10 protein-coding genes are annotated in these 10186 nt (G+C 62.5%); 4 read left to right on the top strand and 6 right to left on the bottom strand.

The features are described from left to right. Positions 1-161 precede the first annotated feature (161 nt). The 4 genes from ACFIQF_RS06125 to ACFIQF_RS06110 form a co-directional block, all read right to left on the bottom strand. Positions 162-2234 (bottom strand): hypothetical protein, encoded by a 2073-nt coding sequence (locus ACFIQF_RS06125; RefSeq protein ID WP_393941094.1) that lies wholly within the window; start codon positions 2232-2234, stop codon positions 162-164. 75 nt (positions 2235-2309) lie between these two features. Further along, complete coding sequence (locus ACFIQF_RS06120) at positions 2310-2993, bottom strand: ubiquinone biosynthesis protein UbiH (RefSeq protein ID WP_393941093.1); 684 nt, start codon at positions 2991-2993, stop codon at positions 2310-2312. 128 nt (positions 2994-3121) lie between these two features. Then, positions 3122-3826, bottom strand: a complete 705-nt coding sequence (locus ACFIQF_RS06115; protein ID WP_393941091.1) for a PspA/IM30 family protein — start codon at positions 3824-3826, stop codon at positions 3122-3124. Between the two features lie 39 nt (positions 3827-3865). Then, positions 3866-4504, bottom strand: a complete 639-nt coding sequence (locus tag ACFIQF_RS06110; RefSeq protein WP_393941089.1) for a YjfI family protein — start codon at positions 4502-4504, stop codon at positions 3866-3868. Positions 4505-4683: 179 nt separating this feature from the next. On the opposite strand from ACFIQF_RS06110, the gene ACFIQF_RS06105 reads away from it, so the two are divergent. From ACFIQF_RS06105 to catC, 3 genes are all read left to right on the top strand, one after another. Continuing rightward, positions 4684-5454 (top strand): enoyl-CoA hydratase, encoded by a 771-nt coding sequence (locus tag ACFIQF_RS06105; protein ID WP_393941087.1) that lies wholly within the window; start codon positions 4684-4686, stop codon positions 5452-5454. Between the two features lie 172 nt (positions 5455-5626). Then, positions 5627-6601, top strand: coding sequence for a Bug family tripartite tricarboxylate transporter substrate binding protein (locus ACFIQF_RS06100; protein WP_393941084.1), 975 nt, complete (start codon positions 5627-5629; stop codon positions 6599-6601). Positions 6602-6778: 177 nt separating this feature from the next. Continuing rightward, positions 6779-7063 (top strand): muconolactone Delta-isomerase, encoded by a 285-nt coding sequence (gene catC, locus ACFIQF_RS06095; RefSeq protein WP_393941083.1) that lies wholly within the window; start codon positions 6779-6781, stop codon positions 7061-7063. Between the two features lie 77 nt (positions 7064-7140). Here catC and ACFIQF_RS06090 read toward each other — a convergent pair whose 3' ends face one another. Beyond that, positions 7141-7923 carry a fumarylacetoacetate hydrolase family protein gene (locus ACFIQF_RS06090; RefSeq protein ID WP_393941082.1) on the bottom strand — a complete coding sequence of 261 codons (783 nt, stop codon included), beginning with the start codon at positions 7921-7923 and terminating at the stop codon, positions 7141-7143. Between the two features lie 230 nt (positions 7924-8153). Between ACFIQF_RS06090 and ACFIQF_RS06085 the strand changes: the two genes are divergently transcribed. Further along, the gene (locus ACFIQF_RS06085) at positions 8154-9461 is read left to right on the top strand and encodes a Glu/Leu/Phe/Val family dehydrogenase (RefSeq protein ID WP_393941081.1); all 1308 of its coding nucleotides are present in this window, start codon (positions 8154-8156) and stop codon (positions 9459-9461) included. A gap of 71 nt (positions 9462-9532) precedes the next feature. Here ACFIQF_RS06085 and ACFIQF_RS06080 read toward each other — a convergent pair whose 3' ends face one another. After that, positions 9533-10177 carry a helix-turn-helix domain-containing protein gene (locus ACFIQF_RS06080; protein WP_393941080.1) on the bottom strand — a complete coding sequence of 215 codons (645 nt, stop codon included), beginning with the start codon at positions 10175-10177 and terminating at the stop codon, positions 9533-9535. Positions 10178-10186 lie beyond the last annotated feature (9 nt).

The following is a 10186-nucleotide window of genomic DNA, read 5'->3' as shown; positions in this document are numbered from 1 at the left end:
TCGCCACCCTCACCCTGCCCTCTCCCGCCAGCGAGAGAGGGAAAAAGAAGAGGCAGCAGCGGAGCATGCAACGCGCGCCATCCTGTGCCGGCTGTGGCTCCCTCTCCCGCATGCGGGAGAGGGTTGGAGTGAGGGCTGACCGCGTCAACCACCGCGCCCCATCAAGCCGCAGGCGGCTGCTGTTCCGTACCCGAGCTGTTGCCCAATAAAGAAGCCATGCCACCGCCCTTGCTGCTCAAGAACTTGTTGAGCAACTCCTGCACGATAGGGCTCTTGCCGGACACGCCCTCAATGGCCTTGCCAACCGACAGCGCCTTGGCAAAGTTGTCGAAGAACGCGCCTTCGCCACCCACGATGTCGATGTTGGCCTTGCTGAGCGCGGACGACAGCACCTCGGCCTGATCCTTGGCCACGCTCTTGTTGGCCTCGATGGCGGCCAGCGCCTGCTCGAGGTTCTTCTCGAGCTGCATGCGGAACTCTTCGTGCGAGCGTGCCTGATCGGACAGGCTGCCCAGCGCCGCAAACTTTTCCGTCAGACCCTTGGCCTCGGCGAACAACTTGTCGCGCAGCACATCGGCCTCGGAGGTTCCCACGTCACGCGTGACGGTGGCCTTGGTCGCACCCACCTGCGCCTCACCGCGCGCCTGCGCGAGCAAGCGCTCTTCCAGCACCTTGGCATCGGCCAGGCCCTGCTTCTCGTTGGCGTCCGCCGTGGCCTCGATCACGCGGGCATGCGCCAGACCCTTTTCCTGTTCGCCCTTGGCTTCCGCAATCAGACGCTCGGCAACGACCTTGGCCTGCGCCATGCCTTCCTTCTCGATGGCGGCAGCGGTGACTTCGCGCACCTTCGCATCGGCAAGACCCGGTGCTGCACGTTCCACTTCAATCGCTTCAGCCATCTTCTTCTTGGCTTCTGCCGTCTTGGCGGAGGCTTCGAGTTCGGCTTGCGCGAGCGTGGTGACTTCCACGGCCTTGTGGCGCGAGGCGATCTCATCGGCTTCGGCCTTCTTCACCTGACGCACCAACTCTTCCTGCGCGGTGGCCTCAGCCGTGAGCACGGTGACCTGCTTCATACGATCGGCCTCGGAGACCACACGCACTTCCTTGATGCGTTCTTCTTCCTGCGCCACGGTCTTTTCCACCGCCACACGTTCGCGAATCACGTTGGCGATGTTGGCCTTCTCGACTTCCACCGCCTTTTCCTTCTCGATGCGCTGCAACTCCACCTCACGCTCGCGGGAGACGATTTCCAGCTCCTTGGCACGCGTGACCTTTTCCACCTCGATCACCACGGCACGCTCGCGGTTTTGCTGCGCCACGGCCACTTCGCGTTGACGGTTTTCTTCGCGAATATCGAGTTGTTCCTGCGTCTGGATGCGGGCGTTTTCGGCCTTCAGGCGCTCTTCCTCCTGCACCTTCTGCGTCTCGGCTTGCTCGCGTGCCTGGATGGTGGAAATCTCCCGCTTTTGGCGCGCTTCGGCATCGGCCTGTTGGCGCTCCAGCGCCAGCATGGCCTCTTTGGTTTCGACGTTTTTCTTGGTCACGGCCAGCTCGGCATTACGCTCGAGCTCGTTGGTGACAATGTTCTGGTTGGCGGTCAGCTCGGTGATTTTTCGGATGCCTTCGGCGTCCAGAATATTGTTGGGGTCGAGCGAGGATTTGGGCGTTTGCTCCAGGTAGTCAATTGCCACGTCTTCCAGCACATAGCCGTTCAGGTCATTGCCAATCACGTGGATGATCTGGTCGCGAAAATCCTGGCGGTTCTCGAACAGTTTCACAAAGTCGATCTGCTTGCCGACCGTTTTCAGCGCCTCGGAGAATTTGGCGTTGAACAGCTCGTTGACGGCGGTCTTGTCCGATGCGCGGTCCACACCAATGGCCTTGGCCACCTTGAGCACGTCTTCTGAGGTTTCATTGACGCGCAGATAAAAAGCCACCGTGATGTCGGCGCGCATGTTGTCGCGGCAGATCAGGCCCTCTTTGCCACGCCGGTCAATCTCCAGCGTGAGCAGCGAGATCTGCATGAATTCCTTCTTGTGGATCACCGGCAAAACCAGGCCGCCGGTGAACTTCACCTTGGGCTGCGAAGTGGTGTCGTTGATGATCAAGGCCGTGCCTTGCGGCACCTTGATGTAGAAGGCCTTGATCAGCGCAAACAGGCCCAGGATGACGATGAAGACCGAGCCGATCACGACGCCGGCCACGATGTACCACTCCATGTTGTCCCAATTCATGCAATTCTCCCGTGTGAAATTTATCTAGCAATGTTGTGGATAAGTTCGCTGCCAGCGCCGGGCCGGCAGCCTTGCCTACCGTTGATTCTCGAAACCAGGAATCTCGCTGCCGTCGAACTCCGCCTTGCTCACCACGCGCCAGGCATTGTGCTCGGGCAGGTGTTCGATCAGCACAATCTCGGTGCCGCGCAGCAGCTCGCGCTCGGGCGAGCGCATCTGCAAATTGAGGCCGCCCCCGCCGTCGTCCACGCTGCCATAGCCTTGCGTGGCATTGACGACGGCGCTGCGCACCAGGCCCGTGCGGCCCAGCAAAACTTTGGGCTCTTCAGCCGGCGCAATCTTGTTGACGATGCCGCGCAGCGGGCGCAGCACCAGCACCGTGGCCATGAAGCCCAGCACCAGCGCCACCACAGCCACCGCAGCGCCGCTGACCAGGTTCACCAAGGTCCAGCTTTGGGGCATGGGCACCAGGTGGCACAGCACATAGGAGGCCAGCCACGAGAGCAAAAACAGCACGGTGAGAATAACGGTCAGCGGTATGCCGCCCAGGCCTACCTTGAGCAGCAGGCCGGCCAAGGCGCTGGCCGAGTGCTCTACGCCATGGGCGTGGTCGCTGCCGTCGAACAGCACCCAGTGGTCGATGGAATCCACCTCGACCAGGCCGAGCAGCGCTATCAGCCAGTACAGCAGCATGAACAGCAACAGCGCCCCGAAAATGAATGTCGGGAACCCCAACGCGTATTGCAAAAACGCTGACATCGCAGCCTCCTCCTCGTTCTAGGCAGCGGTGCGCAAACTGCGCCACGCTGCTGGTGTTGTGGCTTGTGTGGTGCGTGGGGCGGCCCGGTCTGGTGCCAGGCTCGCCCAGGGTGCAAGCGCTTAAACGCTCACGCGCTCTTGCCGCCGGCGCGTTGCGCCTTCAGCCTTTCGAGTACCGATTGCGCATTGCCTTCGCCGGGGGTAATGCCGGCGGCACGCAGCTTGGCATCGAGCGCGTCTTCGCTGCTGTCGCGCGCCAGCTCGGCCGCGCTTTCCATGCGGGCACCGCGCTCGGCCTGCTTTTGCTTGATGCGCTCCAGCGAATCCAACGCGGTTTGCACCCGCGACTGCGAGCCGGTATAGCGGCCTGCTACCGTGGCCTGCGCGCGCTGTACGCTTTCGGTGGCTTTGACGGTGTCGGCCTGCTGCTTGAGGCGCTTGATATTGGTTTGCGCCGTCTGGATGGCCGTGCGCAACTGCTCCACGCTTTGCGTGAAAGCGGCCAGCTGCGTTTCTTCCTGGTCACGCTGCGCCTCCAGCACCGCCACCTTGCCTGCCACTTCGAGCGCCAGCTTTTCGTCGCTGGTCTCCAGCGCCTTGAGCGCGTAGCCCTCGTATTCGCTGATCTTGGCTTGCGTGTTCTGCAGCTGGGTAGTGGCCAGCTTTTGCTTGGCCATGATCTCGGCCAGCGCCTCTTTGGACTTGTTCAGATCGTTGTCGGCATCGCGAATCTCCTGGTCGAGAATGCGCAGCGCCTGGCTGTCGGTCACGGCTTCGCCGGCTTCATGGGCAGCGCCTCGCAACGCGGTCACCAGCTTGTTCCATACGGTCATGATGTTCTCCTTGTGCGGTGGGTCGTCAATGGGCGTGGCTCAGGCCTGCGCCAGCGAGAGGTAAGGCGCCAGCGCCTCGGTGGCCTGGATCACGCTGTCGGCCAAGGTCAGGATTTCGCAAATGATGTCGTCGCTGCTGCTGGTAGCGCGCATGGCGGCAAACATCACATAGCCTTCACCGCCCAGTGCCTGCGGCTCCAGCGCCATGGTGGTGAAGGGGAACAGCTTTTGCAGGCGCAGCATTTGCTCGTTGAGGCCGGCACGGTCGCGCACCTGATCGGCTGGCCACAGATAGGCCTCTACCACCAGTTGTTCACCCGAGAGCGCCACATGCACGGGCAAATCGCCAAACTCGGGCAACACGGCCAGCAGGCTGGTTTCAGTGCCTTCGAGTACCTCGATGTTGAGCTTGCCGCCGTTGGCGAGCGGCGAGCGGCGCAGCTCTTCGGCCAAATCGTGGATGCTGCGGTATGCGTGCTTGCTGGTGTCCATGCTGCCCTCCTGGTGTTGAATGCTGATTGACCCTGGTAGCCGGTGCGGCTGGCGCATCTGCTTTTCCAGCAGTTGCAAAGCCGCGCTGTGCTCTGGAAGAATCCAGACCTCCTTTTTCACCAGCCCCTGCTCCCGCAGCCGCTGGCGGTGCAGACGCTGGTAATGTGCCGATGTTTTCTGTTCCATGTTTTGCACCATAACAGGCATTACATGTAATGTGTACATGTAATAGTTTCAATCTGTAAATTTTCTTCTGAAATCAATTACCTAGCATCGCTTTGGCGGCACGAAAAGCTGCGAGCCGAATCCAGCGCTTTGTCCCGCCAGAGACCCCTGGCCTGCTAGCAAATTTGCACAATGCAGGCATGACTCTGATCGACCTGCACCATGCGCATGCGACGCTGCAAGACAACGGCGTAGCCACCCTCACTTTCCGCAATGCGGGCAGCCTCAACATCCTCTCGTCACCGGTGCTGACCGAGCTGGCGCAGGCCTTTGCCACGCTCGCGCAAGACGACCGTATCCGCGTGCTGGTGCTGCGCGGCAGTGGCGACAAAGCCTTTGTGGCGGGTGCCGATATCAAGGAAATGCGTGCACTGAATGCGGACAATGCGGCTGCCTTCATCACCCGTTTGCGCCAGGTGTGCGAGGCGGCGCGCCAGTTCCCCACGCCGGTGATCGCGCGCCTGCCCGGCTGGACGCTGGGCGGCGGCCTGGAACTGGCCTGCGCCTGCGATCTCCGCGTGGCCAGCAACCGCGTGCAATGCGGCATGCCCGAGGTGAAGGTAGGCATCCCGTCGGTCATCCACGCCGCCTTGTTGCCGCGCCTGATTGGCGCCGCCCGCGCCCAATGGCTGCTGCTGACCGGCGACAACATCGATGCCGCGCAATCGCTGCAATGGGGCCTGCTCGATTACGTGGTGCCGCCCGATCGGCTGGACGACGAAGTGGCGCGCCTGGCCAACCAGCTCGCCAGCTACGGCCCGCAAGCCTTACGCCAGCAAAAGCGCATGCTGCGCGCCTGGGAGAAACAATCGGTCGATGCCGCCATCGAAGACAGCGTGCAAGAGTTCGCCAACGCCTTCAAAACCGGCGAGCCGCAAGCCTATATGGCGAGCTTTGGCGGCAAGCACTGAGGCCGGTGCACGAAATCCCGCCCACCGGGACTGACTGCCGCCACCAATGCCGCACTAGGGCAAACACGGAGCACGAACCCGGCCCCAGCGCCTAGCATGGCAGCCACAACAACATCCAAAACCTGCGAGGCTAACCACCGCGCAGGTTTTTTGCTTTGCGAAAGGACGCTACATGCAACGCCGCCAATTTCTGTCTCTGTCTGCCTTGGGAGCGCTGGGCTCGCTGCCCGCCATGGCCCAGGCCGCCGATGCTTACCCCAGCAAACCGATCAAGGTGGTCATCCCCTACGCCGCTGGCGGTGTGACCGACAGCGTGGGCCGCAAGCTGTGCGAGAACCTCGGCAAGGCGCTGGGCCAGGCTTTCGTGGTGGACAACAAGGCCGGTGCCGGCGGCACGCTGGGCATGGGCGAGGTGGCGCGCGCCACGCCCGACGGCTACACACTGGCGCTGTCGGCCATCAGCCCGCTGACGCTGTCGCCGCATTTGATGAAGCTGCCATACGACCCGGCCAGCGCCATTGCCGCCGTGGCGCCCATGATGTATTCGCCGGTCTATGTGCTGGCCACGCCGGCCTTCAGCGGCAAGAGCTGGGAGGACCTGATCGCCCAGGCCAAGGCCAAGCCGGACAGCATCCGTTTTGCCACCTCGGGCATTGGCTCGGTGGGCCACATCATGCTCGAACAGATCCAGGCCAAAACCGGTGCACGCATGATCCATGTGCCTTACAAAGGCGTGGGCCAGACGGTGAACGACGCGGTGGGCGGGCATTTCGAGATCATGCTGGGCAACCCGTTCGGCACCATCAACGGCCTGCTGCAACAAGGCACCTTGCGCCTGCTGGCCACCACCGGCCCGCAACGCGCACCGAACCAGCCCAACGCCAAAACCCTGGCCGAGCTGGGCGTGCCCGAGGCCAATCTGACATCGCTGTTCGGCTTCATGGCACCGGGCAAAACGCCGCCGGCCATCATCGCGCAGTTGGCGCAGGCCATTCACACGCAACTGGGCCAGCCCGATATCCAGGAGCTGATGCGCAGCACCGACAACGTGCCGCTCCAGCAAAGCCCGGCCGAGTTTGCCGAGCTGCTGCGCAAGGAAAGTGCGGCCAACGCCAAGATCATTGCGCAGGCGGGCATCACGCTCTGACCCGCAAAAACCGGTGCCAGGCCAGCCCATTTGGTTGGCTGCGCAACCAAAAACCGACATTCCCCGTGCGGCAAAGCCCTGCCCCGACAATGCCGGCAAGGGCTGCGACGACAGCGGCCCACCGGTTTTGTTCAACGGCCCGGCTGCTGCCTGGCCCGGTTTCCAAGGAGAAAGAAAATGCTGTTCCTCGTACGCATGGATGTGAACATCCCCCGCGATATCCCCGTAGACGAAGTCAACGACATCAAGGCCCGCGAAAAGGCCTATTCGCAAGATCTGCAGCGCGATGGCCGCTGGCAATCCATCTGGCGCGTGGCTGGCGAATACGCCAACTACAGCATTTTCAATGTGGAATCGAACGACGAGCTGCACAACCTGCTGCAAGGCCTGCCGCTGTTCCCCTTCATGAAGATCTCGGTGACGGCACTGGCGCAACACCCTTCGGCCATCGCCCAGAACTGATCTGAGTCCGGATCACCAGCCTGACAAGGCGTCGAGGCTGCCAGCGCGCACCCCGCAAGCGGTGCGCGCTTTTGTTTTTAGAGCTTCACGTCCACTGCGCCAATCCCGTCGAACGCAACCTGTACGCGCTCTCCGGCCTGCGCCATCAACAGCCCGCACCAACTGCCGGTGGTGACCACGCTGCCCGCACGCAGCACGCCAAAATGCGCCGTGGCGTGGCGCAGCCACTGCGGCAACAACCAGGCCGGGTCTTGCAGCGAATGGCTGCCCTGGAAAGTTTGCACAGGCTGCCCGCCGATCTGCACGCTGCAGCGCTGCACCGCCCAATCGCGCGCCTGGTAAGGCTGCCAGCTGCCCAAGACCAAGGCGCCATGGCACAGCAGATCAGCAGCCTTCAGCGCATTCGGTGCTTGCAACTGCTGCTGCCAACGGCTGTCCACGATCTCGATGCTGACGGCCATCGCTTCGATCAACGCGGAGGCACTGGCATCGTCCAAAGTGGACGCCAGCGCTGCATCCACATCGCAGCCCAAACGTAGCGCTACTTCGGCCTCAATACCACGCAAGAAAAAATGCGTTGCGCGCAAATCTGCACCACTGCCATGCACGCCTTGCGGCGGCAGCGGTGCATGGCCGAGCGGCTGCTGGCGGCTCGGGCCGCCCGATTTCCAGTACCTGGGTGCCTGCTCGGCATCGCCCCACTGCTGTGCGCGGGCACGGTGCACGGCCAGCACATCGGCAGCGGCCAGGTCGGCAGGCCATTGGCCAGCATCCAAAGCCTGGCCCTGGGCGGTGGCCGATTGCAAGGCCCGGGCCAGTGCGGCCGACTCAAACACAGGGGTAAACGCGGAGTGTTGCATAGATTAACAATTATCCTGAAGTCGTATCACGATGTGCTGCATTGCAGCATGACTACTGCTTCAACCAGCCTCAAGTGCTTTATACATATGCCCAGATTGCTCTGGTTTTTGATGGTTAATAAATCAGCATTGTTATGCAAAAAATGCATTCCATGCCAAAAATCTGGCTTTTGACAAGCCGGGGGTGGCAAATTTAAGCTGTGCACACCTTCTTCAACCGCATGGATCGTATGACATCCAACAGCACCCCCTCTGCAGCCTCCAACCACGCGCTGCCTTCGTACCTGGACCCCAAGCATCTGGGCCCCTGGGGCATCTACCTGCAACAGGTGGACCGTGTGACGCCCTACCTGGGCTCGCTCGCCCGCTGGGTGGAGACCTTGAAGCGCCCCAAGCGTGCGCTGATTGTGGATGTGCCGATTGAGCTGGACAACGGCACCATCGCCCACTTCGAAGGCTACCGCGTGCAGCACAACCTGAGCCGCGGCCCGGGCAAGGGCGGCGTGCGTTTCCACCAGGATGTGACGCTGTCCGAGGTGATGGCGCTGTCGGCCTGGATGTCGATCAAGAACGCGGCAGTCAACGTGCCCTACGGCGGCGCCAAGGGCGGCATCCGTGTCGATCCCAAGAAGCTGTCCACCGCCGAGCTGGAGCGCCTGACGCGCCGCTACACCAGCGAGATCGGTTTGTTCATCGGCCCTGCCAAAGACATTCCAGCACCGGACGTGAACACCAACGGCCAGATCATGGCCTGGATGATGGACACCTACTCGATGAACACCGGCGCCACCGCCACCGGCGTGGTCACCGGCAAGCCGGTTGATCTGGGCGGCTCGCTCGGCCGCGTGGAAGCCACCGGCCGCGGCGTGTTCACCGTGGGCGTAGAGGCAGCCAAACTCTCCGGCCTGGCGCTGCAAGGCGCCCGTGTGGCGGTACAAGGTTTTGGTAACGTGGGCGGCACAGCAGGCAAGCTGTTTGCCGACGCCGGCGCCGTGGTGGTGGCCGTGCAAGACCACACTGGCACCATCTTCAACGCCAAGGGCCTGGATGTGCCCGCGCTGCTGGCCCATGTGGCCAACACCGGCGGCGTCGGCGGCTTCAAGGGCGCGGACAAGATGGCCAACGACGACTTCTGGTCGGTCGATTGCGAAATCCTGATCCCCGCCGCACTGGAAGGCCAGATCACCGCCAAGAACGCGGGCAAGATCAAGGCCCGCATGGTGATCGAAGGCGCCAACGGCCCCACCACACCCGAGGCCGACGACATCTTGAACGACAAGGGCGTGCTGGTGCTGCCCGACGTGATCGCCAACGCCGGCGGCGTGACCGTGTCGTACTTCGAATGGGTGCAGGATTTCTCCAGCTTCTTCTGGACCGAAGACGAGATCAACGCCCGCCTGGTGCGCATCATGCAAGAGGCATTTGCCGCCGTGTGGCAAGTGGCGCAAGAGAACAAGGTGTCGCTGCGCACCGCCACCTTCATCATCGCCTGCCGCCGCATCCTGCACGCCCGCGAGGCCCGTGGTCTGTACCCATAAAGCGCAACGCTGCAAACAGCAAGGCGGCCAACTGGCCGCCTTTTTTTATGCTCTGTGCTCTTCTGGCAACGTCAAGTACAAACCGACACCACCTGCGCGGGCTGCTTGCTCAGGCTCAGGTAGACGTGGCCGATGCTGCTGTCGAAATACGCCGCCTCGTGCTTGCTCAGCTCCACCGTTTCGCCATTCTCGAAAACGATGCGCACGCGGCCCGAGAGCACCATCACAAATTCCTGGCCGGGGTGGCGGATGGTTTCGTCAAAGTCGCCCGCCTCGCGCGCGTTGATGATGGCCACCAGCGGCTGCATTTTCTTGTCGGGGAAGGCACCGCACAGCACGCTGTATTCGTATTGATCAGTGTCGTATTTCTGCACGTCATCAAAGCGGTCTTTGATGACGGTGGGCCGCGCCGTCTGCACTGGCGTGTGGCCGGTCATGAAGAGCTGGGTCATGTCGATCTCCAGCGCCTTGCCCAGCTGCAGTACTTTCTCGTAGCTCAGTGCAATCTGGCCGCGCTCGGCCTTGGAGACGGTGGATACCGCCAGGCCGCTGCGCAAAGCCACTTGTTGCAGCGTCAGCCCCTTGTCTTTGCGCGCCTTGCGGATCTTGGCGCCCACCTCCAGCTTGCCCGGCGGCGGCGCGGCCGCTGCCTGCGCGCCTGGCAAGAGCTGCGCCAGAAGTTTCTGGGGAGTGGTCGAGGGTGAAGAGCTGGGCATGCCCGCGAT

This window comes from Comamonas trifloxystrobinivorans, from assembly GCF_043359985.1.
In the GTDB taxonomy this organism is placed as follows: domain Bacteria; phylum Pseudomonadota; class Gammaproteobacteria; order Burkholderiales; family Burkholderiaceae_C; genus Comamonas; species Comamonas trifloxystrobinivorans.
The sequence above is the reverse complement of the archived record's forward strand: the minus strand, read 5'-3'. Positions and strand labels throughout refer to the sequence as shown.